Below are 21,367 nucleotides of genomic sequence, written 5' to 3' on the forward strand. Positions count from 1 at the left end.
GCGGTGGGAGCGGCGGGCCGCCGCTCCCCGCAGCGGCGGCCGCCGTCCGACAACCCTTCCGTGCACCCGGTACGACGGCCGTCCGCAGAACCGGGGTTCACGCCGTCCGCGCCGTCCCCGTCCCCTTCTCCGCGTCCAGCGCGTACACGCAGCGGTCCTTGCTGCACGCGTACACCACGCCGTCCCGGACCACCGGGGAGCCGGTGATCTCGCCGCCGGTCGCCAGCTTCCATCTCAGGCGGCCGTCGTCGGCCTTCAGGGTGTAGAGCAGGTGGTCGCTGGAGCCGAAGTGGATACGGCCCTCCGCGACCGCGGGCGCGCCCACGATCTCGCCGCCGGACTGGAAGCGCCACTTGGGCGTGCCGGTGACCGCGTCCAGCGTGTACAGGCCCTTGCCGCTGCCCACGTGGACGTGGCCGGCGGCGACCAGGACCGGGTCGACGGAGGCGCGGGACTCGGTGGCGATGCGCCAGCGGTCGCGGCCGTCGGTGGCGTCGAGGGCGTAGACCGTGCCGAGGTAGTCGGCGAGGTAGAGGCCGCCGCCGGTGACCGCCGGGCCGGGGACGAAGGCGGGCGGGGCGAGGAAGACCGCCGGGGCCTCGAAGTGCCAGCGGACGTGGCCGGAGGTGACCTCCAGGGCGAGGACGCGGGTGCCGGCGCAGACGTAGACGTAGCCGTCGGGGGCCTGCGTCACACGGACCGGGACGCCGCCGCAGGAGGCCGCGTCGCCGATGGGGTACGACCAGCGCTCGTCGCCGGTGCGGGCGTCGAGGGCGCGCAGCCGGGCGTCCTGCCAGACGTAGACCGTGCCCTCGTGGACGGCGGGGCCGGCCTCGGGGGACTCGAAGTCGGTCTGGCAGCCGCTGATCTCCCACAGCTTCTGGCCGGTGGACGCCTCCCAGGCCTGGACGCCGCCGCCGCGCGTGCCGGTGACGACGGTGCCGCGGTCGGCCTTGAGGGAGTACACCCAGGCGTCCGTGGACAGCCGCCACAGGTCGCCGCCCTCGCGGGCGTCGAGGGCGAACAGGGTGGGCCCGTCGGAGGCGTGGATACGACCGTCGGCGACCGCCATCGACCAGGCGACGTCGCGGGTCTTGAAGCGGCGCCGGCCGGTGGCGACGTCGAGGGCGTGCACCTCGAAGGAGGTGACGTAGACGAGGTCGCCGTCGACGGCGGGGGTGCCCCAGACGTCGTTGGACATGCGGAAGCGCCACGGGCGCCAGCCGCCGCCGGGCTGGTCCGGCGGCGCGGTGGGCGCGGCGGGTGCCGGTACGGCGGGGTCGGCGCCGTTGACGCCGGGGCGGGGCTTGGACCAGGTGGCGGCCAGGGCGGCGGCCGGCGGGGGTGCCTTGACGGCGGCCGCGCGCGTGTCGGCGACGCGCGGGCCGGGTCCGATGGGCACCATCGCGCCCGCCAGCCGTACGGGGCCGGTGCCGGGGGCGCCCACGGGGGCGCCCACCGGCGCACCGACCGGCGCGGGCATCGACGGGAGCGGCGGCGGGACGACCGGGTCGTGCCGGGGCGGCGGAGGGACGTGGGGGCGGGCCCCGCCGCCGGCGCTGCGGCCGGTTCCGTGCGCGGGCCGGACCACCGTCCGGCCGCCCCGCCGCGTCTCGATCAGGCTCACCGCCCGCTCGGGCAGCCACGCCGACGCCGTACCGCTGTCGTCGGAGCCGGAGCCGAACAGGTGCGGGGCGAGCTGGGCCTGGAGGTCGGCGGGGTTGGGCCGGCCCGTCGCCTCCATCTGCATGCAGGCTTCGATGAGCGGGCGCAGTTCGTCCGGGAGGCCTTCGAGGTCCGGGCCCTCGCGCAGCAGCATGAAGACGGTCTCGACGGGGTTGGCGCCGTGGAACGGCGGGTGTCCCGTGGCGGCGAAGACCAGCATCGAGCCGAGCGAGAAGACGTCGCTCGCGCCGGTGACGCTGCGGGAGTCCTTGGCCTGCTCCGGGGACATGTAGGCGGGGGTGCCGACGGCGACGTTCGTCATCGTCAGCCGGGTGTTGGAGACGCCGGACGCGATACCGAAGTCGATCACCCGGGGGCCGTCCTCGACGACGAGGACGTTGGAGGGTTTCAGGTCGCGGTGGACCAGTCCGGCTCCGTGGATCGACTGGAGCGCCTCCGCGACGCCCGCCGCGAGCCAGCGCACCGCCTGCGCCGGGAGCGGCCCGCACTCGTTCACTATCTCTTCGAGGGAGGGCGCGGGCACGTACGCGGTGGCCAGCCACGGCACGGCGGCGCGCGGATCGGCGTCCACGACGGCCGCCGTGTAGAAACCGGAGACCGCGCGGGCCGCCTCGACCTCGCGCGTGAAGCGGACCCGGAACAGCTGGTCCTCGGCCAGTTCGGTCCGGACCGTCTTGATCGCCACCCGGCGCCCGGACGCCGAGCGCGCGAGATAGACCAGCCCCATGCCGCCGGCTCCCAGCCGTCCCAGCACCTCGAACGGCCCGATACGCCGCGGATCGTCCTGCCTCAGCTGATCCACCACTTGCCTGCCACCTCCCCGTACGAGTCGCGCCACCACCTGTGCCCGCGATCGAAGTGCAGCGTCTCACCACCGCACCGCCGTGGCGGCACGCACCCCGATTCTTCCTGTCCGCGCCCCCGGTTGCGAACCGGCCGACAAATAGGGTGTCCAGGTTTTCATACGACACAGAGGGTGGAAACGGCTCAGCGGTTCATCGGTCCGGCGACTCAGCGGTGCAGCAGCGCGAAGGACGCCCCCTGATTGTCGGTGACCACGGCCGCCGTGCCGTAGGACGTCTCGAAGGGCGGAACCTGGACCCGGCCGCCGAGCCGGACCACCTCCTCCAGACCGGCCCCGGGGTCCTCGACGGCGAAGTGGACGAGGAAGTGCGGCGGCATCTCGGCCGGGAAGACGTCGGAGACCGGCGCGCGGCCGAAGTCGGGATCGGCGTCCGGGCCGAACAGGGCGTCGTGGAAGAGACCGCCGTAGAAGGTGTTGGCCGCCTGGGTGTCCCGCGTGTACAGCTGCACCCAGGCGAAGGTGCCCGGCTCGTGACGGCGCCCGAAGCCGGGGGTCTCCGCGCCCTGCCAGAGGGAGAACACCGCCCCCTCGGAGTCGGTGACGAGCGCGGTGACGCCCAGGTCGCCGAAGTGCCCCGGCGGGGAGACGACCTGCCCGCCGGCCGCGCGGATCCGCCGGCACAGCGTCCCGGCGTCCGGGGTGGCGAAGGACACCGTCCATACGGTGGGCAGCCGGCCGTCCGTCTTGTGCGCGAGGGAGGCGACGGGGGCGCCGTCCTTCAACGCCCGGACGGTTCCCCGGGGCTGCTCCTCGAAGGTCCAGCCGAAGAGCCCGCCGTAGAACCGCTTGCCCGCCTCCACGTCGGGCAGCTGCGCGTCCACCCAGCAGGGGGTGCCTTCCGGGTACTCCGACGCCCTGTGCCCCGATGCCCTGTTTTCGGCCATGCCGCCAAAGTAACCGCGTCGCCCGCAGGCCGCAGACCAGGCACACCGGCCTCCAGGGACCCGCACACCCCATTTGCAGTCGGCCGAATCGCGCCGGGATCACCCGTCGGTAAGCTGACGGCATGACAGGACAAGTGCGTACCGTCGACGGCCGTGTGGCCGGCCGGCGTGGGCAGGCGACCCGGCAGAAACTGCTCGACTGCCTCAGCGAGATGCTCAGCTCCTCCCCCTACCGGGACGTCAAAGTCATCGATGTCGCACGGAAGGCGGGCACCTCGCCCGCGACCTTCTACCAGTACTTCCCGGACGTCGAGGGCGCCGTCCTGGAGATCGCCGAGCGCATGGCCGCCGAGAGCGCCGGGCTGAGCGAGCTGCTGGAGGGCCGCTCCTGGGCGGGGAAGGCCGGCTGGCAGACGGCGCAGGAACTCGTCGACGGTTTCCTGGAGTTCTGGCGGAGCAACGAGGCGATCCTGCGGGTCGTGGACCTCGGTGCGGCCGAGGGGGATAAACGTTTCTACAAGATCCGTATGAAGATCCTGAACTCCGTGAACAACTCGCTGGCGGACTCCGTCGCCGAGCTGCAGGCCAAGGGGCGGATCGACAAGGACGTGAACCCCGCGGCGGTCGCCGGCTCGCTGGTGGCCATGCTCGCGGCCGTCGCCTCCCACCAGAAAGGTTTCTCCTCCTGGGGCGTGAAGCAGGCGGAACTCAAGCCGAACCTGGCCCTGTTGGTGCACCTGGGGGTCACCGGCAAGAAGCCGGCGAAGTAGGTGGAACAGGTGAAGTAGGCGCCCGGCGGTCCCTGCCGGTGCACGGTTCCGCAAGTCCTGTCAGGCGGGCGGTGGTTCACTCCGGTGGGCCGCCGCCTGCCGCTTTTCACGCGATGGGGGAGAGGACCGGGGAAGGGGGAACACGGGACCGCCCGACCGGCGTTGTGTCCCAGCGAGCCGAACGCAGGCCCGAACGACCGAGTGGACGTCCGACGCACACGCCGCAGGAGGAACCCGGAATGGCCCTGACCCGCGAAGAGCGCGAACAGTTCCTGGCCGAGCCGCACATCGCGGCGCTGGCGGTCGACGCGGGGGACGGCCGCGCCCCGCTCACCGTACCGATCTGGTACCAGTACGCGCCCGGCGGCGACGTATGGATCATCACCGGCCTGGACTCGCGCAAGAACCTGCTGATCGGCGCGGCGGGGCGGTTCTCGCTCATGGTCGACCGCCTCGAACCCACCATCCGTTACGTCTCGGTCGAGGGACCGGTGCTCGACACCACCCCGGCCACGATCGAGCGACTGCGGGAGATCTCCGCGCGCTATCTGCCGGCCGACAAGGTCGAGGGGTACGTCGACTTCTCCTGGAAGAACCACGGCGAGCAGGTCATCGTGCGGATGCGGCCCGAGCGGTGGGTGTCGTCGGACCTCGGGTCGGTGTGAACCCGCCGGACGCCCGACAATCGGTGCATGGAACCCGATCTCCACGAGCTGCTGAGGACGTTGCGGGTGTGGGACCCGCAGGTCACCGACCTGCCGGCGTTCGACCCGGCCGCCGCGCCCGCCGAACCGCTGCCGCTGTTCACGCGGTGGTTCGCCGAGGCCGTGGCGGCCGGCCAGACCGAGCCGCACACCATGTCCCTGGCCACGGCGGACGCGCACGGGCTGCCGGACGTACGGATCGTGATGCTGCACGGCGCGGACGACGACGGCTGGTCCTTCGCCACCCACGCGCACAGCCGCAAGGGCGGCCACCTCGCCGCACGCCCGTACGCCGCGCTGGCCTTCTACTGGCCGGTCCTGGGCCGCCAGGTGCGGGTGCGCGGCCCCGTCGAGGCGGCCCCGGCCGAGGAGGCACAGGCGGACCTGCACGCCCGCTCCGCCGGGGCGCTGGCGGCAGCGCTGACCGGCAGACAGAGCGAGCTCCTCGGATCGCCGGAGGAGCTGGCACGGGCCTCGGAGGCGGCATGGCGACAGGCACAGCACGCACCGGACACCCCGGCCCCGTCCTGGACCCTGTACCGGCTACGGGCCGACGAGGTGGAGTTCTTCCAGGGCGAGCCCCGACGACGGCACGTACGGCTCCGTTACCGGCGCGGAGCGGACGGCTGGGTCAGGGAGACCTTGTGGCCGTGAGAACGGGCTCCGGGCCGGCGGCGAGGCGGGCGTCACGGAACGCGCCACGGCTCCGCACCGACAGTGAGCCCGGAGCCGGGTCAGACGGTCCCTGCCGCCGTGAGAACGGGCTCCGGGTCGGCGGCGAGGCGGGCGTGCAGGTGGGCGTCGCGGAAGGTGTCGTGGCGGCCCGCCTCGAAGATCGCGCCGCGCATCGTCCCCTCGTGGCGGAACCCGCAGCGCTCGGCGACCCGGCAGGACGTCTCGTGTCCGACGGCGTGGTTCAGCTCCAGCCGGTGCAGGGCGAGTTCGGTGAGCGCCCAGCGGGCGGTGAGCAGCAGCGCCCGGGTGGCGACGCCCCGGCCGCGGGCCTCGGGGAGCACCCAGTAGCCGATCATGCCGCGCCGTATGACGGGGTGGATCTCGTTGACGCCGATGTGCCCCAGTGCCGTACCGCTGCGGGCGTCGGCTATCCGGAAGGACGCCCCCGTGCCGTCCGCGTCGTGCTGCGCGCCCCGGCGCAGTGACTCCCGGGCGCTGTCCGCGTCCGTGATCGGCCGGAGCGGGGTGTTCCAGCGCCGGAACTCCGGGTCCGTGAGGCCGCGCAGCCAGGTGTCCACGTCCGCCCGGGACTCGGGATCCCAGGGGCGGAGGCGCAGGCCGTGGCCGTGGAGCTCGGGGAGGGGCCGGGTGGGCCCGGGTGAGGAGGACATGAGGACATTCAAACCCGCGATCCTCGCACGCGTGATCAATCCGCAACCAATTCCGGTCTTGACCGATACCCATCAACCAGGGGCGTGATTACGCTCGCGCTCATGGCCGACTCCTCCGACTCCTCCACGTCCGCGCAGCCCACCGCGCCGAACCGGGCGGACCGCCCCGTCTACGTCATCGGCGGCGGCCCGGGCGGACTCGCCGTCGCGTACGCCCTGCGCGCCCGGGGGGTGCGGGCCGTCGTCCTGGAGCGCTCCGGCCGCGTGGGGGACTCCTGGCGGCGCCACTACGACCGGCTGCACCTGCACACCACCCGGCGCCTGTCCGCGCTGCCCGGGCTGCCGATGCCGCGCCGGTTCGGACGGTGGCCGGCCCGCGACGACGTGGTCCGGTACCTGGAGAAGTACGCCGAGCACCACCGCCTGGAGATCGTCACCGGTGTCGAGGTCTCCCGGGTCGAGCGCACCCCCGACGGCACCGGCTGGCTGCTGCACGCCACCGGGGGCCGCGAACTGACCGGCGCGGCGGTCGTCGTCGCCACGGGCTTCAACCACACGCCCCGCGTCCCCGACTGGCCCGGCCGGGACACGTACACCGGCGAGTTCCTGCACGCGTCCGAGTACCGCGACGCGAAGCCCTTCGCCGGCCGGGACGTGCTGGTCGTGGGCGTCGGCAACACGGGGGCCGAGATCGCCGTGGACCTGGTGGAGGGGGGCGCCTCCCGGGTGCGCCTCGCGGTGCGCACCCCTCCGCACATCGTGCGCCGCTCGACCGCGGGCTGGCCGGCGCAGTACTCGGGGGTCCTGGTACGCCGGCTGCCGGTCGGCCTCGTCGACCGGCTGTGCCGGGTCCAGGCGAGGGTGGCGCTGCCGGACCTGTCGGACCGGGGGCTTCCACGTCCCGAATCCGGGCTCTACAGCCGGGTGCGGGAGGGGGCCGTCCCCGTGCAGGACGTCGGTCTGGTCGACGCCGTGCGCAAGGGGGCGGTTGAGGTCGTGGCCGCGGTGGAGGGCTTCGAGGAGGGCGAGGTCGTCCTGGCGGACGGCGATCGCGTCGGTCCGGACGCGGTCGTGGCGGCCACGGGGTACGTACGCGGTCTGGAGGGGCTGGTCGGCGGGCTCGGTGTCCTCGACGGCCGTGGCAGGCCGGTCGTCCACGGCGCCCGCACCCCGGCCGGCGCGCCCGGCCTCTACTTCACGGGGTTCACCAATCCGATCAGCGGCAATCTCCGTGAACTGGCGCTGGACGCGCAGCGGATAGCGAGGGCGGTGGCCCGCGCGGGGGGAGCCTCCCGGCTCCCCGAGTGACTGGGGCCGGGGCTGGGCGGGGGGTGTTGCGCGGCCCGGCGTTTGCGGGGTGCCGCTGCGCCCACCCGTGCCGCCCCAGCGGCACGACTGCCCGCAGTGACGCGGACGCTAGGCGACCGCCGTCGCGAGGGGAGCCGCCCGCCGCCGGATCACCAGCGCCATCAGCGCCGCCGCCGCGCACAACGCCCCCGACGCGATCCAGACCACGTCGTACGACCCGAACCTGTCCCGCGCGACACCCCCGAGGAAGGCGACGACGGCCGCGCCCACCTGGTGCGAGGCCAGCACCCACCCGAACACGATCGGGCTGTCCTCCCCGTAGTGCTCACGGCACAGCGCGAGCGTCGGCGGCACGGTGGCGACCCAGTCCAGCCCGTAGAAGACGATGAAGAACAGCATCGGCGGATGCACGCTCGGCGCCAGCAGGATCGGCAGGAACAGCAGCGAGATCCCCCGCAGCGCGTAGTACACCGCGAGCAGCCGGCGCGCGTCGAAGCGGTCCGTGAACCATCCGGACGCCACCGTCCCGACGACGTCGAAGACGCCGATGACGGCCAGCAGGGACGCCGCGGTCGTGATCGGCATGCCGTGGTCGTGGGACGCGGGCACGAAGTGGGTCTGGATCAGCCCGTTGGTCGAGGCGCCGCAGATCGCGAAGGTCCCGGCGAGCAGCCAGAACGGCCCCGTCCGCACCGCGGAGAACAGCACGGTCAGCGCACGCCGGGCAGCCCCCGGAACAGGTTCCGGCTTCGGCACGAACTCCTTGGCCCCGTAAGGCTTCGCACCCACGTCGGCCGGGTGGTCGTGCAGCAGCAGCCAGACGAACGGGACGACGGCCAGCGCGGCAAGCGCCACGGTGGCGGCCGCCGGCCGCCATTCGTACCGCGAGACGATCCAGGACAGCAGCGGCAGGAAGATCAGCTGCCCGGAGGCGGACGCCGCGGTGAGGATGCCGGTGACCAGCCCCCGGCGCTCGGTGAACCAGCGGTTGGTGACGGTCGCGGCGAAGGCCAGCGCCATGGAACCGGAGCCGAGCCCCACCAGCAGGCCCCAGCACAGCAGCAGCTGCCAGGCCGCCGTCATCCACACCGTCAGGCCCGAGCCGAGCGCGATCACGCCGAGGGCGACCGCGACCACCTTCCGGATGCCGTAGCGGTCCATCAGCGCCGCCGCGAACGGCGCGGTGAGGCCGTACAGCGCGAGGTTCACGGAGACCGCCGCGCCGATGGTCCCGCGCGACCAGCCGAACTCGTCGTGCAGCGGGTCGATGAACAGGCCCGGTACGGAGCGGAAGGCGGCGGCACCGATGATCGTCACGAAGGTGACGGCGGCGACGAACCACGCGCGGTGCACACGGGTGCGGGTCGGCTTCGGGCCGCTCGCGGGCGGCTCCACGACGGCGGCTGTCTCGCTTGTCCAGGTCACGCCATAGAGCTTCCGGGAACGGGCCCGCCACAACGAGTGGCCCGGAGGACAGCATTCGCTAGGATCGGGCCATGGATCCGGTCGAGCCCTCCCGAGCGTCCGCCGACTTCCGGCCCCACCGCGTCGTCGTCCTCGCCCTCGACGGGCTGCTCCCCTTCGAGCTGGGCATCCCGCACCGCATCTTCGGCCGCCCGAGGGACGGGCGGGGGCGGCACCTGTACGAGGTGATCACCTGCTCCGTCCGGCCGCCCGGGCCGGTGGAGACCGACGCCGACTTCGCCGTCCACGTCGCCCACGGCCCCGAGGCCCTCGCCACCGCCGACACGGTGGTCGTCCCGGCGTCCTACGAGCTCGGCCCGGTGTTCGAGCGGGGCGAGCTGACCGGTGAACTGGCCGCCGCCCTCGCCCGCATCCGCCCCGGCACCCGGCTCGCCTCCATCTGCACCGGTGTGTACGTCCTCGCCGCCGCCGGATATCTCAACGGCCGGCCCGCCACCACCCACTGGGCCGACTCCGAGCGCCTCCAGCGGTTGTTCCCGCGGATCGAGGTCGATCCGGACGTGCTGTTCGTCGACGACGGGGACATCCTCACCTCGGCGGGCGTCGCGGCCGGGATCGACCTGTGCCTGCACATCGTGCGACGCGACCACGGCGCCGTCGTCGCCAACGAGGTGGCCCGCCGTACGGTCGTACCGCCGCACCGGGACGGCGGGCAGGCGCAGTACATCGAGCGGCCGGTGCCCGATCCGCAGCAGTCCTCCACGAGCGCCGCCCGCGCGTGGGCGCTGGGCCGGCTGCACGAGCCGATCCAGTTGCGCGACATGGCCGCGCGGGAGGCGATGTCGGTACGCACCTTCACGCGCCGTTTCCGGGAGGAGTCCGGTGTCAGTCCGGGGCAGTGGCTGACCCGGCAGCGGGTGGAACGGGCCCGGCATCTGCTGGAGTCCACCGGTCTGTCCGTGGACCAGGTGGCCCGCGACGCCGGTTTCGGCACGGCCCAGTCGATGCGGCGTCACCTCCAGGCGGCGCTGGGGGTGACGCCGACGGCGTACCGGCGGACCTTCCGGGCGGGGACGGCCGCGTCGGCCTGAGGGCGAGCGGGAGATCGCCCACAGGCTGTGGAGAACCCGGGTCCCTGCCGGCGGTGGCGGTGCGGCGCTGTCCGCCCCGAGCACGGCAGCGCCGCACCGCTCTTCGGCTTCGGCGCTCCCGCCCGGGTTCCCCTCGGCCCTGAGGGAACCGACGCCGAATCACGACCCACACTCGTCGAGGACTCCGTCGTCGAGCCCTCGCCGTCCCCTCGCGGCGAATCGCTGACGAACAGCGTGATCAAACGGTCACGGCACGTCAATACCGATTCGGGTGACAATGACCCGCTTGGGGCATATGACCTGTTCGCCGGCACCGCGCACGGAAGCACACCCGGCGCACCACCTCACATCCCCGCCCTCCGCCCCGGCCTCCCGTGCACCCATGCACCTGCGAACGAGGGCGCGGACAACTCCCTGAAGGGGCGCGGGGAACTGCGCGAAAAAGGGGCGCGGGGAACTGCGCGATCAACCACGACCGGCCCGCACCCGCCGCACAACCCGGCGCCCCGAGCCCTGCCGCGACACACTCACACCGCTTCGTAAGCCAACCCGCCACACGCCGAAGCCCCGTCGGAGACCCGCCCGCAGCGATCCAGCTCGCACCAGATCCGCTTGCCGGCGCCCTCCGCGCTCCATCCCCACCGATCCGCCAGCCCGTCCACGAGCGCGAGCCCGCGCCCGCCCGTCGCCTCGCCGTCCACACAGCGCGGCACCGGCGCCCGTTCGCTGCGGTCGGTCACCTCCAGGCGGACGGTGGCCCCCTCGGCGTCCTCCTCCGGCAGGGAGAGCCGCAGCACGGCCGGACGGCCTGTGTGCACCACGGCGTTGGTGACGAGCTCCGAGACGAGCAGGATCAGGGTCTCGGCGAGCGGTTCGTCGGCCCCTATGCCCGAACCGGCCAGCCGCGAACGGGCCCACCGCCGGGCCCGTCCCACCTCAGCGGGGTCGGGCCGGATCTCCAGCTGCACTTGAAGCACCTGCACCGCTCACACCATCCGAACCGGCGGAAACTTGGACTCGCGCCTCACGAGGGCCACGATCGTAGCCATTTTCTGCATGGCCGGAACAACGGCCGGGACAGGGGTCACGGAACGTGAATCCCCTGTGAGACAGCATGGTTGACGTACAGTCACCCCAACAAGCGCTTCGGGCATATTCCAGCGCGAAGGAGTACACGTACGGCATACTGTGCGACGCCCGCTGCGGGAAGTCGAACGGGCGCCGGCGTTTCGCCTGGCCACCCGGCGGGAAGTCGCAGGCACCGGCCGGTACGGAGTCGCCTCGGGGGCGGCTCCGGCGCGGTGCGTACGCGGGACCACTCGCATCCCACACAAGGTACCGGAGCGGACGTCCGACTCCGGGCCGTGACGAGTGCCGCACAGGGCACAAGCCGGTATCAACCCTCCGTGATCATGAAAATGCCACGATCCGTGACATCCGCGCGGAGGAGTTCCACCCGGGCCGCCAAGACCACCAGGGTCGCCGGAGCTACTCGGGGACGGTGAAGTAGCGGGCGAAGGAGCGGACGATCTCCTCCTCGCCGATCCTGCCGTCGCCGTCCGGGTCCAGCGCGGCGGCGGCCGTACGGGCGAGGTCCTCGGGGACGCCGAGCACCTTGAGGACCCGCGCGGCGTCCTCGACGCCGGCCGTGCCGTCCCCGTCGGTGTCGGCGACGGCGAGCGCCGCGTGCAGGAAGGGGCGGGCGATCTCGGCGAACCGGTCCGGGTTGTCCCGCAGCCGCTTGACCGCGCCGTTCACGAACTCCTCGCGCGTGATGCGCTGGTCGCCGTCGCGGTCCGCGATCCCCGCCATGCCCTGCCAGAACGCCTCCGCACCGATGTACAGGGCCTGGCCCCGGTCGGAGCGGGCCGCGGTGCCGAACTCGGCGAGCAGCGCCTTGGCCGCTCCGCTGAAGTCCTCGCGGTCGATGTAGCCGTTGCCGTCCTGGTCGAAGCCCGCGAAGCGGGCCGCGATCCTGCGCTCGTACTCGCTGGTGACCATGTCTCTCAGGCCGCCTTAGGTCAGTGGGTCGTCTCGCTGGGAGCGTACGTGGTGGAGGGTCGCCGGGGAGCCGGAAAACGACGCCTGGACCAAGACCGGGGGAATAACGGGACAAGCGTGTGACACGTGTGAGCACCCGCACACGGCGTCACGCCGACAGCGGGCGGGAGTCCTCGTCGACCGCGGAGGGGACGTCGGGGTGGATCTCGAAGAGCCGGCGGACCCCGAGGGCGCCGAGCACCTTGTTGACGTGACTGCCGTCGGCGGCCCCCCGCGCGGGAAGGATCAGCCGCAGGCTGCCCTGGCAGGAGCGGAGCAGCCGGCGGGAGGCTATGAGCACGCCGACCCCGCTGGAGTCGCAGAACCACACCTCGGAGAGGTCGAGGACGAGGCTGTGCCTGCCCTCGGCCACCACGTCGTGCACCCGCTGGCGCAGCACCGGGGACGTCACCAGGTCCAGCTCGCCCGAGACCCGGAGCACGGCCCACTCGCCGTGCTCCTTGTCGGTCACTTTGAAGGTCACCACCACGCCCCTCGCTCACCGAAACGGAAGCAGTCCCTACGCTTCCTTGCAGCGCGGCTGCCCACCGGCCGTTCCCTGAAACGCGAGCCAAGAAACGGATACCGAACAGAAAGGGCTTATTTTAATCGTCTTCGATCTGATTCGATCGGTTCCGATCGGTGCGGAGGTGGGCAGATGCGACCCGAGCGGCGTCCGACGTGGGCGGGCGGCCCCTTACCACCTGCGGCTCCTCCAGGGGCGCACATTGCCATAAAGGGGCGTGCGCCCTCCTGCGCGCCGACTACATTCCTGGGGTCGCAGGCCACACCGGACCCGGGTACCGACCGACCCGGGACCGGGAAGGAACAGGGGGTGAGGGGCCGCATGCCGAAAACGGACGTACCGCCCCGCTGGGACCGCAGGATGCAGCAACGGCTCGCGCACGGGGAGGCGGCGGCCCTCGGCGAGCTCTACGACCGGTTCGCCTCGCTCGTGCACGGCCTCGCCCACCGCGTCGTCGGCGACGAACACGCCGCCGACGCCGTCACCCGTGACGTCTTCGCCCACGTCTGGGAACACCCGGACTCCTACGACCCCGCGCAGGAACCCCTGCGCACCTGGCTCGCCACGCTGACCAGCCTGCTGGCCGTACGACGGCTGCGCACCACGGAGACCGCGGCACTCGCCCGCGGCGGCCCCGGCACCGCGGAGGACCTGGAGCGCACGGTGCGGCACGCCTCGGTGGCGGCCCGCGCCGACTACATCGTCCAGTCCATGCCGGCACCCCTGCGGGCCGCCCTGGAGCTGGCGTACTTCCAGCGCCGGGACTACCGCCAGACCGCCGCCGACCTGGGCGTCACCGACGACGAGGCCCGCCGCCGGCTCCGCCTCGGCCTGCAGCTGCTGGCCACCGCGCACGACACCGGGACCCCGGGCGACCCGCCCGGGATCGGGGGCGCCGCGTGAATGAGCACCACGCCGAGCCGCTCGTGCTGGAGCACCACGTGCTGAAGTCGCTGCTGGGTGCCTGGGCGCTGGCCGCCTGCGCGCCGGCGGAGGCGGACGCCGTCGAGGAGCACCTCGGCGCCTGCGGGCCCTGCGCGGACGAGGCGCTGCGGCTGCGCGAGGCGGTCGGCCTGCTCCAGCGGCCCGAGAGCCTGGACCTGGACCCCGGCCTGCGCACCCGCGTCCTGGAAGCCTGCCTGGAGCGGCGCCCGCCCCGCGTCCCCGTGCCGGAGTGGGCCGCCGCGTACGACGCCGAGACCGCGCGGCTGGACGCGCTGCTCCAGGACTTCGGCGACTCCGAGTGGCACGCGCCGGTGCGGCTGCGCTGGTACGAGTCCGACGAGGCGAGCAGCCGCCGTACCACCGTCGCCGGGGTCATCGCGCACCTGCTGACGGTCGACGGGCTGGTCGCGGTCGCCCTCGGCCTCGACGACCCGCTCGGCGACACCACGGCCGCCCGGCCCACCCCGTCGGACCGCACCGAGGCGTACTGGCGGGCCGCCCGCTTCCCGCCCACCCGCTCGGTGCGGGCGCCCTGGCGGGAGCAGAGCCACGACCTCGTACGGACGGTGTCCTTCACGGGCGGCGGCACCGGACGGCTGCCCGTGTCGTACGGCGACTACGAACTGCCGCTGCACGACGCGATGCTGGACCGGGCCTTCGAGTGCTGGGTGCACGCCGAGGACATCGCCGAGGCGGTGGACTACCCGTACGACCCGCCCTCCGGGCGGCATCTGCACCGCATCGTCGACCTGGCCGCACGGATGCTGCCGGCCGTCCTCGAACACCGCCGGCTGCACGGGCTGGCCTCCCCCGTGGAGCGGCACCTGGTCGCCGCCGGGGAGCCGGGACGCAGCCTGCGGCTGGAGATCGAGGGGTCCGGCGGAGGCGAGTGGCTGATCCCGCTGGACTCGCCGGCGGCGAAGGGGTCGGCCGAGCACGAGGTGGCGCATGTCGCGCTGGACGGGGCGGAGTTCTGCAGGCTCGCGGCGGGACATGTGCCGCCGCGAGAGGCCGCGGTGGGGCAGGTCGGCGACCGCGACGCCATCAAGGACGTGCTGTTCGCGGCGGCGAGCATGAGCCGGATGTAGGGGGCGGGTCCTGTCTCGTCGGCAGGTGCGGGTGATCTGTGGCTGGTCGCGCAGTTCCCCGCGCCCCTTTCAGGCCGGTCCAGTGGACCCACCTCTGGGGGCGCGGGCCCGTACCGAACCACGGCGAAACACCCCCTAGGGGCGCGGGGAACTGCGCGACAAGCCACAACGCACCCGCACGGGACCACGGCAGGACGCCCCCAGGGGCGCGGGGAACTGCGCAAACGGCCCCACTCACCCGCACCCACCGACGAAACGGATGAACCCGAGCGCTCCTAGGCGAAAACCACCGTCCGCCGCCCATTGGGCAGAATGCGACGCTCCGCATGCCACTTCACCGCCCGCGCCAGCGCCTGGCACTCCACGTCCCGCCCGATCGCGACGAGCCCCTCGGGCGTGACGTCGTGCCCCACCCGCTCGACCTCCTGCTCGATGATCGGCCCCTCGTCGAGATCGGCGGTGACATAGTGCGCGGTCGCACCGATCAGCTTCACACCCCGCGCGTGCGCCTGGTGGTAGGGCTTCGCGCCCTTGAAGCTCGGCAGGAAGGAGTGGTGGATGTTGATGATCCGCCCGGAGAGCTGCTTGCACAGGTCGTCCGAGAGGACCTGCATGTAACGGGCGAGGACGACGAGCTCGACGTCGTCCTCGCGCACGATCTCCAGCAGCCGGGCCTCGGCCTCCGCCTTGCCGTCCTTCGGCACCGGGATGTGGTGGAAGGGGATGTTGTACGAAGCCACCAGTTCGGCGAAGTCGGTGTGATTGGACACCACCCCGGCGATCTCCACCGGCAGCGCGCCGGTCTGCGCGCGGAACAGCAGGTCGTTCAGGCAGTGCCCGAACCGGCTGACCATGAGCAGGATGCGCATCTTCTCGTCGGCCCGGTTGATCTGCCAGTCCATGTGGAAGGAGTCACCGATCGCCGCGAAGCTCGCCCGCAGCTTCTCCACGGTCACCGGGGCGTCCGCCGAGAAGTGGACGCGCATGAAGAACAGTCCCGTGTCGTGGTCGCCGAACTGCTGACTGTCCTCGATGTTGCAGCCGGTCATGAAGAGGTAGCTCGACACGGCGTGCACGATGCCCTGCTTGTCGGGGCAGGACAGGGTGAGGACGTACTGGTCGGCGGGGGCCGCGGCTCGGGTGGACTGCTCGCTCATGCAGAAAAGGGTCCCACACGCGCGGTCACGGCCGGCCGACCGTTCCGCTACGCGGACCGCGTCACGATCCGCAGCACCTCGAGGGTGCTCGGCGGGGCGTCGGGGTCGTCACCGTCGCTCGCCGCCATCCGCACGTGCGCGTCCCGCGCGGCCCGTACCGCCTCCGGCCACCCCTCGTGCTCGAGATAGGCGGCCACCGGCGCGTCCGGGCCGACCTGGTGCATGATCCGCAGCACGCGCAGCACCGCGGTGTCGACGAGCGCCGCCTCCTGGGAGTCGCGGAAGATCGTGCCGACGTACTTCTCGGCGGACCAGTTGTCCAGCCAGGTGTCCTCGACCAGCCGGTAGACGGCGTCGGTGACGTCGCCGTAGCCGTCGGCCCCGGCCAGCCAGACGCCCCGCTGGAAGGCGGGGTCGGAGAGCATGTGCAGCGCGGAGCGCACATTGCTGCGCCAGCGCCACCACGGCATGTCGTTGAGTGGCATGCCGCCCATGGTGAAGGAGCGACGGCCGCGACGGGAAGAGTTCTCCGAACCTTGCACGATCGTCGATCGTACGTTTCCGCGCCACACGAGTCATACGGGACCCCGTAATTCACCCCGGTGTCACCGTCCGTTGACCAAGGGTCACTCCGGGGTTGGCCGTGTGACGGAATCGTGCGGGAGCATGACCGGCAGGCGACGCATCCGCAGCATTCTCCTCCCCCGCCTCCTCCACCGGCCCGTCAGGGCCCGCGTCCTGACCACGGGCGCGCTGGTGGCGTGCGCGTCGCTCGCCGCCGGGTGCGGAGTCGTCCCCGGTGCCACGGGGGGCTCCGGGGACGACGGCCCCATCACCGTGATGACGTGGGCGCCCCAGGACACCGAGGCCACCAACAAGCCCGGGATGCCCGCGCTCGCCGAAGCGTACGCCCGCTGGATCAACTCCCAGGGCGGTATCAACGGCCGCCGGCTCACCGTACTGACCTGCAACGACAAGAACGACACCGTGGCCGCCGCACGGTGCGCCCGGCGCGCGGTGCAGGAGAACGCCGTCGCGGTCGTCGGCTCCTACAGCCAGTACGCCGACTCCTTCATGCCCACCCTGGAGGGCGCCGGAATCCCGTACATCGGCGGCTACGGCATCACCAACAACGAGTTCACCAGCCCGCTGTCCTATCCCGTCAACGGCGGCCAGCCGGCGCTGCTGGCCGGTCTCGGCCGCACCCTGGCCGGCAGTTGCGGGCCGGTCACCCTGATCCGGCCCGACACCATCGTGGGCGACCAGCTGCCCCCGCTGCTCGACTCGGGCCTGGCGGCGGGCGGGCACGCGCGCTCCGGTGACCAGCGGGCCGCGGAGGACGCCACCTCGTACGAGAGCCAGGCGCGGCAGGCCCTGGAGCGCTCCACCGCGGACGTGGCCGAGCGGGGCTGTGTGGTGCCCGCCCTCGGCGACCGCACGGGCACCTTCATGGACTCCTTCCGGCGGGCCCGCGCCGACTATCCCGAGGTGCGCACCGCGACCGTGCTGGGCAGCGTCGACCAGACGACGATCGACGCGTCCGGCGGGGCGTCGGGGCCGTACGAGGGGTCGTACGTCACCGGCTGGTACCCGGCGGCGAGCGACGCGAGCTGGGACCCGATGAAGAAGGTGATCAAGGAGGAGGCGTTCGGCGACAACCGGATCGACGCCGCGGACGCCGGGGTGCAGACCACCTGGATCGCCTACACCGTGTTCAAGCAGGTCGTCGAGTCCCTGGGCGACGGCGAGGTGAGCGCCGACACGGTGAGCGGGGCGCTGGACGGCGGGCTGAAGGTCACCACGGGCGGGCTCACCCCCACCCTGCGGTGGAACTTCCAGGACGAGCTCGCCGCCGTCGGCTTCCCCCGGCTGGTCAACGCGAACGTGACGCTGCAGGTGGTCGAGGACGGCCGGCTGGTCGCGGCCCGCAAGGGCTTCACCGATGTGACGAAGACACTGCGGGACGCGGATCTGGGCTGACCCGCGGTTCCGCCCGGCCGGGCGGGACGCGGGTCAGCGGCGTCCGGTCACAACTGGGTCGGCTGGCGCTCGGTCAGGCCGTACTGCTTGGCGATCGCGTTCCACAGATCGGCGGCCTTCTTCTTCTCGGTGGTCGCCGTGCCGCTGGCCTGGTTGCCCGCCTGGGTCTGGCCGGTGGAACGGGCCTGGCCCTTCTTGCAGCCCTTCTTGCCGGCGGTCTGGTCGGCCCAGGCGGCGTAGTGGTTGTCGGCCGACGCCGACGCCTGCCACGCCTTGGTGAGCGCGGTGGTCAGCGCCTGGTGGTCCGGCAGCTTGTCCACCGACAGGCCGGAGAGGTCGGTCACCAGCTGGTTGCGCTGCCCGGCCGCTTCCCGCAGGTCCTCGGCCGCCTGGCCGAGGTCGCGGCAGGCCTTCACATCGGCGACCGCGTTGATCACGGTGGTGCGGCTGTTGCCGCTGTCGGCCAGCAGCTTGTCCAGCTCGACGGCCTGCTCACGGGCCGGGTCGGCGGCCGGCGAGGCGGAGGCCTCCACGCTCGCGGGCGCGGTCGCGGACACGTTCTGGTTGTCGCCGTCGTCGTCGCCGCCCGGGCTGCCGAGCAGCGCGCCCGCGCCGACGCCGAGGACGGCGATACCGACGCCGACCGCCGCGATGAGCGGCACGCGTGAGCCGGTACGGCCACCGCCGCGTCCGCCGCGTCCGCCCCGGCCGCCGGTCGGAGCGGTGGGGCCGGCCGGGCCGCCGGGCGGGGTGTGGGCGGCCCGGGCGGGCTGCCCGTACTCGACGCGCGGGAGCTGCTGGGTTCCGGCCGGGCCGCCGGCGTCGTCGCGGAAGAGGTTGTCGAACTCGGCGGGCGGCTGCCGGTTGCCGTCACCGGGCGGCGGGGTGCCGTAGGACTGCCCGGGGGGCTGGTCGGTGACGGGGGCGATGTACTGGGTGGCCTCGGCGTCGGGGCCGCCGGCGGGCGGCAGGTGTCCCGCGCCGGGTACGTGCTGCGGGGGCATCCCCGGGTATCCGCCCGCCTCGGAGCCGTGGGCGGGCATCTCGGGGGGCAGCGCGCCCGGGCTCACCGGGGGTATGAACTGCGTCGCCCCCTCGTCGGCGGCGGGCACCGGCGGCATGTACTGGGTGACCCCTTCCACCCCGTCCGGCGCGGCGGCCGGCGGGTACTGGGGGGCGCCGTAGCCGTTCTGGGCGGGGGCGCCGTAGGGGTCCGCGCTCGCGGGCGGCAGCGGGGCTCCGGCGGCGTACGGACCGGCACCGCCGTGCGGAACGTTCCCGTGCGGGCCGGACGGGGTGTTCCCGTCGTATCCGGCGCCCGGCTGCGGGCCGTTCGCGCCGTACGGGGAATGGCCGCCGTGGGTCTGCGCGCCCTCGGGCGGGAGCGGGCCGGGGCCGCCGCCGTGGGCCGGGGCGGACGGGTTCTGCGCGCCCCACGGGGACGGCTCCGGGGTGCCCCACCGGCCGTCGGACGGGGACTGCCAGTCCTGGCCGGGCGGTGAAGCCGGGTTCTGCTGCCCGGGGCCCCACGGCGTGCCCCAGGTCTGGCCGCCGGGCGGGGCCGAGGCGGGGAACTCTCCGCCGGAGGTCCGGCCGTCCGCGCTGCCGCCGGGGGCGACCGGTCCGGCCGTCATGCCCGGCAGCAGGGGTTCACCACCGTCGGAGGGCAGCACGATGCCTTCGCGCGCGGGGCGCGCCGAGGGCTCCTCGCCCTGTCCACTCTGCGTCACCGGGACTCCTACCAATGGGGGACCTTGTGAATCGTCGGCTCACGCTACCGGGTCCCCTGAGCCCGGTGCCACGCAGCACAGGACCTGACCTCCTGCCCTGTGAGCGCGGTAACAAAACCGGGACACCGTACGCCGCTTGCGTCACCCCCTTCCCTTCACCCCTGCCCGTCACGTCATGGACGTCACGCCGCCGTCTGGAGCTCCATCCGCGCCCCGAACTCCCGTACCACGGACTCCTCCCGGTACGGCTCGAGGCGCTGCTGGAGGTCCTCCAGGTACTCGGCGCCCCGGTTGGAGCGGAGCCCGCCCAGCAGCTCCACCGCCTTCAGGCCCGTACTGCATGCCTGTTCGATCTCGCGCTGCTGCACCTGCGCGGTGGCCAGCAGCACGAGGCCGATCGCCCGCCGCCGCGCCCGCGACGCGGGATGCCCGTCCAGCGCCTGGCGGGCGCACCGCGCGGCGGCCTCCGCCTGACCGAGGTCCCGGTGGCAGTGCGCCAACTCGTCGGCCAGGTAGGCCTCGTCGAAGTGCGCGATCCACACCGGGTCGTCGCCCGAGGCCGGATCGACGGCCTCCATGGCGCTCACCGCGCGCCCCGCCGCCGTCTGCGCGGCGTGCACGTCGCCCATCAGCGCGTGCCCGCGCGCCTCCGCCGCGTGGAACATCGCCTCCGCGCGGGGTGTCACGCGCCCCCGCGCGCCCTCCTGCGCCGCGCGCGCCAACTGCGCGATCTCACGTGGGTTTCCGAGCTGCGCGGCCAGGTGGCTCATGGAGGCGGCGAGCACGTATCCGCCGTATCCGCGGTCCCCGGCCGCCTGCGCCAGCCGCAGCGCCTGGATGTAGTAGCGCTGGGCGAGGCCCGGCTGCCCGGTGTCGACGGCCATGTACCCGGCGAGTTCGGTCAGCCGCGCGACCGCCGCGAACAGGTCGCGTCCCACGGCCTCGCGGTACGACCCCGCCAGCAGCCCCGAGACGACGCTGTTGAGGTAGTGGACCACGACCGGGCGCACGTGCCCGCTGCCGTACTGGTGGTCCAGGTCCACCAGCGCCTGCGTCATGGACCGTACGGCCGCCACGTCGGACTGTCCCACGCGGGGCCCGGCGGAGCGCGCCACCTGCCCGTCGGGCGCGGAGATCAGCCAGTCGCGGCTGGGCTCCACCAGCGCGGAGGCGGCGACGGAGGAACCGGACAGGAAGTCCCGCCGCCCCACGTCGCTGCGCCACAGCTCGCATACCTGCTCGATGGCTCCCAGTACCGTCGGCGAGAACTGGAGGCCGACACCCGAGGCGAGGTTCTTGCCGTTGGCCATGCCGATCTCGTCGATCGTGACCGTACGGCCCAGTTTGCGGCCCAGTGCCTCCGCGATGATCGCCGGTGCCCGGCCCCGCGGCTGCTGTCCGCGCAGCCAGCGCGCCACCGACGTCTTGTCGTAGCGCAGGTCGAGGCCGTGCTCGGCGCCGCACATGTTGACCCTGCGGGCCAGCCCGGCGTTGGAGCATCCGGCTTCCTGGATGAGCGCCTGCAGCCGTTCGTTCGGCTGCCGCGCGACGAGAGGCCTTGCGGCCATGGCGTACCCCCTGAGGCTGCGGTGCCCTGCCCACGCACCGAGTTGACGTGTCTTCCGCGGCCGTACGTCTCGCGTCCCGGCGAGAAAAGCGGCCGGGAAGATCAATGCCCCACCGAAGTAACGACAATGCGGGACATGTGAGGATTGCCGGGGTAACGGCGGATGCCGGCCCCACTCCTGGTTACCCACCGGGGACGCGGATCCTCCCGCGCGCCCCCATGGATGCACCCATGCGCCCCGAACCCGGAACCGGT

General features: G+C 73.2%; 19 protein-coding genes. 8 read left to right on the forward strand and 11 right to left on the reverse strand.

Annotation, left to right across the window (positions count from 1 at the left end; all coding sequences use genetic code 11):
• Positions 1 to 97: 97 nt before the first annotated feature.
• Both ACFV5H_RS32885 and ACFV5H_RS32890 read right to left on the reverse strand, forming a co-directional pair.
• Positions 98 to 2,491: a PQQ-binding-like beta-propeller repeat protein gene (locus ACFV5H_RS32885; RefSeq protein WP_385198498.1), complete on the reverse strand. Its 2,394-nt coding sequence runs from the start codon at positions 2,489 to 2,491 to the stop codon at positions 98 to 100.
• Positions 2,492 to 2,697: 206 nt separating this feature from the next.
• Positions 2,698 to 3,435 carry a VOC family protein gene (locus ACFV5H_RS32890; protein WP_385056745.1) on the reverse strand — a complete coding sequence of 246 codons (738 nt, stop codon included), beginning with the start codon at positions 3,433 to 3,435 and terminating at the stop codon, positions 2,698 to 2,700.
• A gap of 134 nt (positions 3,436 to 3,569) precedes the next feature.
• On the opposite strand from ACFV5H_RS32890, the gene ACFV5H_RS32895 reads away from it, so the two are divergent.
• The 3 genes from ACFV5H_RS32895 (at position 3,570) to ACFV5H_RS32905 (ending at position 5,563) form a co-directional block, all read left to right on the forward strand.
• Positions 3,570 to 4,205: a TetR family transcriptional regulator gene (locus tag ACFV5H_RS32895; RefSeq protein ID WP_385056764.1), complete on the forward strand. Its 636-nt coding sequence runs from the start codon at positions 3,570 to 3,572 to the stop codon at positions 4,203 to 4,205.
• A 239-nt stretch (positions 4,206 to 4,444) separates the two neighbouring features.
• Positions 4,445 to 4,870 (forward strand): pyridoxamine 5'-phosphate oxidase family protein, encoded by a 426-nt coding sequence (locus ACFV5H_RS32900; RefSeq protein WP_385056747.1) that lies wholly within the window; start codon positions 4,445 to 4,447, stop codon positions 4,868 to 4,870.
• A 27-nt stretch (positions 4,871 to 4,897) separates the two neighbouring features.
• Positions 4,898 to 5,563, forward strand: coding sequence for a pyridoxal 5'-phosphate synthase (locus ACFV5H_RS32905; RefSeq protein WP_385198500.1), 666 nt, complete (start codon positions 4,898 to 4,900; stop codon positions 5,561 to 5,563).
• A gap of 80 nt (positions 5,564 to 5,643) precedes the next feature.
• Here ACFV5H_RS32905 and ACFV5H_RS32910 read toward each other — a convergent pair whose 3' ends face one another.
• The gene (locus ACFV5H_RS32910) at positions 5,644 to 6,255 is read right to left on the reverse strand and encodes a GNAT family N-acetyltransferase (RefSeq protein WP_385198502.1); all 612 of its coding nucleotides are present in this window, start codon (positions 6,253 to 6,255) and stop codon (positions 5,644 to 5,646) included.
• A 102-nt stretch (positions 6,256 to 6,357) separates the two neighbouring features.
• Between ACFV5H_RS32910 and ACFV5H_RS32915 the strand changes: the two genes are divergently transcribed.
• Positions 6,358 to 7,563 (forward strand): flavin-containing monooxygenase, encoded by a 1,206-nt coding sequence (locus ACFV5H_RS32915; RefSeq protein ID WP_385056755.1) that lies wholly within the window; start codon positions 6,358 to 6,360, stop codon positions 7,561 to 7,563.
• A gap of 108 nt (positions 7,564 to 7,671) precedes the next feature.
• Here the strand turns inward: ACFV5H_RS32915 and ACFV5H_RS32920 are convergent, their stop codons facing one another.
• Complete coding sequence (locus ACFV5H_RS32920; protein WP_385198503.1) at positions 7,672 to 8,988, reverse strand: MFS transporter; 1,317 nt, start codon at positions 8,986 to 8,988, stop codon at positions 7,672 to 7,674.
• 71 nt (positions 8,989 to 9,059) lie between these two features.
• Here ACFV5H_RS32920 and ACFV5H_RS32925 point away from each other — a divergent pair, with 71 nt between their 5' ends.
• The gene (locus ACFV5H_RS32925) at positions 9,060 to 10,079 is read left to right on the forward strand and encodes a GlxA family transcriptional regulator (protein ID WP_385198504.1); all 1,020 of its coding nucleotides are present in this window, start codon (positions 9,060 to 9,062) and stop codon (positions 10,077 to 10,079) included.
• A gap of 527 nt (positions 10,080 to 10,606) precedes the next feature.
• On the opposite strand, the gene ACFV5H_RS32930 is transcribed toward ACFV5H_RS32925, so the two are convergent.
• The 3 genes from ACFV5H_RS32930 to ACFV5H_RS32940 form a co-directional block, all read right to left on the reverse strand.
• Positions 10,607 to 11,047, reverse strand: coding sequence for an ATP-binding protein (locus ACFV5H_RS32930; RefSeq protein ID WP_385059329.1), 441 nt, complete (start codon positions 11,045 to 11,047; stop codon positions 10,607 to 10,609).
• A gap of 520 nt (positions 11,048 to 11,567) precedes the next feature.
• On the reverse strand, positions 11,568 to 12,080 hold the full coding sequence (locus ACFV5H_RS32935) for an EF-hand domain-containing protein (protein ID WP_385198506.1): 513 nt from the start codon (positions 12,078 to 12,080) through the stop codon (positions 11,568 to 11,570).
• Positions 12,081 to 12,228: 148 nt separating this feature from the next.
• Positions 12,229 to 12,609, reverse strand: a complete 381-nt coding sequence (locus ACFV5H_RS32940) for an STAS domain-containing protein (RefSeq protein ID WP_073934476.1) — start codon at positions 12,607 to 12,609, stop codon at positions 12,229 to 12,231.
• Positions 12,610 to 12,966: 357 nt separating this feature from the next.
• Between ACFV5H_RS32940 and ACFV5H_RS32945 the strand changes: the two genes are divergently transcribed.
• Positions 12,967 to 13,548 carry an RNA polymerase sigma factor gene (locus ACFV5H_RS32945; protein WP_385198508.1) on the forward strand — a complete coding sequence of 194 codons (582 nt, stop codon included), beginning with the start codon at positions 12,967 to 12,969 and terminating at the stop codon, positions 13,546 to 13,548.
• Positions 13,545 to 14,678: a maleylpyruvate isomerase N-terminal domain-containing protein gene (locus ACFV5H_RS32950; RefSeq protein ID WP_385059337.1), complete on the forward strand. Its 1,134-nt coding sequence runs from the start codon at positions 13,545 to 13,547 to the stop codon at positions 14,676 to 14,678. The genes ACFV5H_RS32945 and ACFV5H_RS32950 overlap by 4 nt, the downstream gene beginning before the upstream one ends.
• Positions 14,679 to 14,953: 275 nt before the next feature.
• On the opposite strand, the gene purU is transcribed toward ACFV5H_RS32950, so the two are convergent.
• Complete coding sequence (gene purU / locus ACFV5H_RS32955; RefSeq protein WP_385058608.1) at positions 14,954 to 15,835, reverse strand: formyltetrahydrofolate deformylase; 882 nt, start codon at positions 15,833 to 15,835, stop codon at positions 14,954 to 14,956.
• A gap of 47 nt (positions 15,836 to 15,882) precedes the next feature.
• Positions 15,883 to 16,329: a hypothetical protein gene (locus tag ACFV5H_RS32960; RefSeq protein WP_385198515.1), complete on the reverse strand. Its 447-nt coding sequence runs from the start codon at positions 16,327 to 16,329 to the stop codon at positions 15,883 to 15,885.
• Between the two features lie 172 nt (positions 16,330 to 16,501).
• Between ACFV5H_RS32960 and ACFV5H_RS32965 the strand changes: the two genes are divergently transcribed.
• Complete coding sequence (locus ACFV5H_RS32965; protein ID WP_385198509.1) at positions 16,502 to 17,815, forward strand: ABC transporter substrate-binding protein; 1,314 nt, start codon at positions 16,502 to 16,504, stop codon at positions 17,813 to 17,815.
• A gap of 47 nt (positions 17,816 to 17,862) precedes the next feature.
• Here ACFV5H_RS32965 and ACFV5H_RS32970 read toward each other — a convergent pair whose 3' ends face one another.
• Complete coding sequence (locus ACFV5H_RS32970) at positions 17,863 to 19,545, reverse strand: hypothetical protein (protein WP_385198511.1); 1,683 nt, start codon at positions 19,543 to 19,545, stop codon at positions 17,863 to 17,865.
• Positions 19,546 to 19,727: 182 nt separating this feature from the next.
• Positions 19,728 to 21,113, reverse strand: coding sequence for a transcriptional regulator (locus ACFV5H_RS32975; RefSeq protein ID WP_073934469.1), 1,386 nt, complete (start codon positions 21,111 to 21,113; stop codon positions 19,728 to 19,730).
• Positions 21,114 to 21,367 lie beyond the last annotated feature (254 nt).

Source organism: Streptomyces sp. NPDC059787 (assembly GCF_042732315.1).
In the GTDB taxonomy this organism is placed as follows: domain Bacteria; phylum Actinomycetota; class Actinomycetes; order Streptomycetales; family Streptomycetaceae; genus Streptomyces; species Streptomyces atrovirens.

Coding starts and splice junctions, on each gene's coding strand:
- ACFV5H_RS32960 (WP_385198515.1), bottom strand. CDS start 16,329: ATGGGCGGCATGCCACTCAACGACATGCCGTGGTGGCGCTGGCGCAGC.
- ACFV5H_RS32905 (WP_385198500.1), top strand. CDS start 4,898: ATGGAACCCGATCTCCACGAGCTGCTGAGGACGTTGCGGGTGTGGGAC.
- ACFV5H_RS32915 (WP_385056755.1), top strand. CDS start 6,358: ATGGCCGACTCCTCCGACTCCTCCACGTCCGCGCAGCCCACCGCGCCG.
- ACFV5H_RS32975 (WP_073934469.1), bottom strand. CDS start 21,113: ATGGCCGCAAGGCCTCTCGTCGCGCGGCAGCCGAACGAACGGCTGCAG.
- ACFV5H_RS32965 (WP_385198509.1), top strand. CDS start 16,502: ATGACCGGCAGGCGACGCATCCGCAGCATTCTCCTCCCCCGCCTCCTC.
- ACFV5H_RS32925 (WP_385198504.1), top strand. CDS start 9,060: ATGGATCCGGTCGAGCCCTCCCGAGCGTCCGCCGACTTCCGGCCCCAC.
- ACFV5H_RS32900 (WP_385056747.1), top strand. CDS start 4,445: ATGGCCCTGACCCGCGAAGAGCGCGAACAGTTCCTGGCCGAGCCGCAC.
- purU (WP_385058608.1), bottom strand. CDS start 15,835: ATGAGCGAGCAGTCCACCCGAGCCGCGGCCCCCGCCGACCAGTACGTC.
- ACFV5H_RS32935 (WP_385198506.1), bottom strand. CDS start 12,080: ATGGTCACCAGCGAGTACGAGCGCAGGATCGCGGCCCGCTTCGCGGGC.
- ACFV5H_RS32890 (WP_385056745.1), bottom strand. CDS start 3,435: ATGGCCGAAAACAGGGCATCGGGGCACAGGGCGTCGGAGTACCCGGAA.
- ACFV5H_RS32910 (WP_385198502.1), bottom strand. CDS start 6,255: ATGTCCTCCTCACCCGGGCCCACCCGGCCCCTCCCCGAGCTCCACGGC.
- ACFV5H_RS32945 (WP_385198508.1), top strand. CDS start 12,967: ATGCCGAAAACGGACGTACCGCCCCGCTGGGACCGCAGGATGCAGCAA.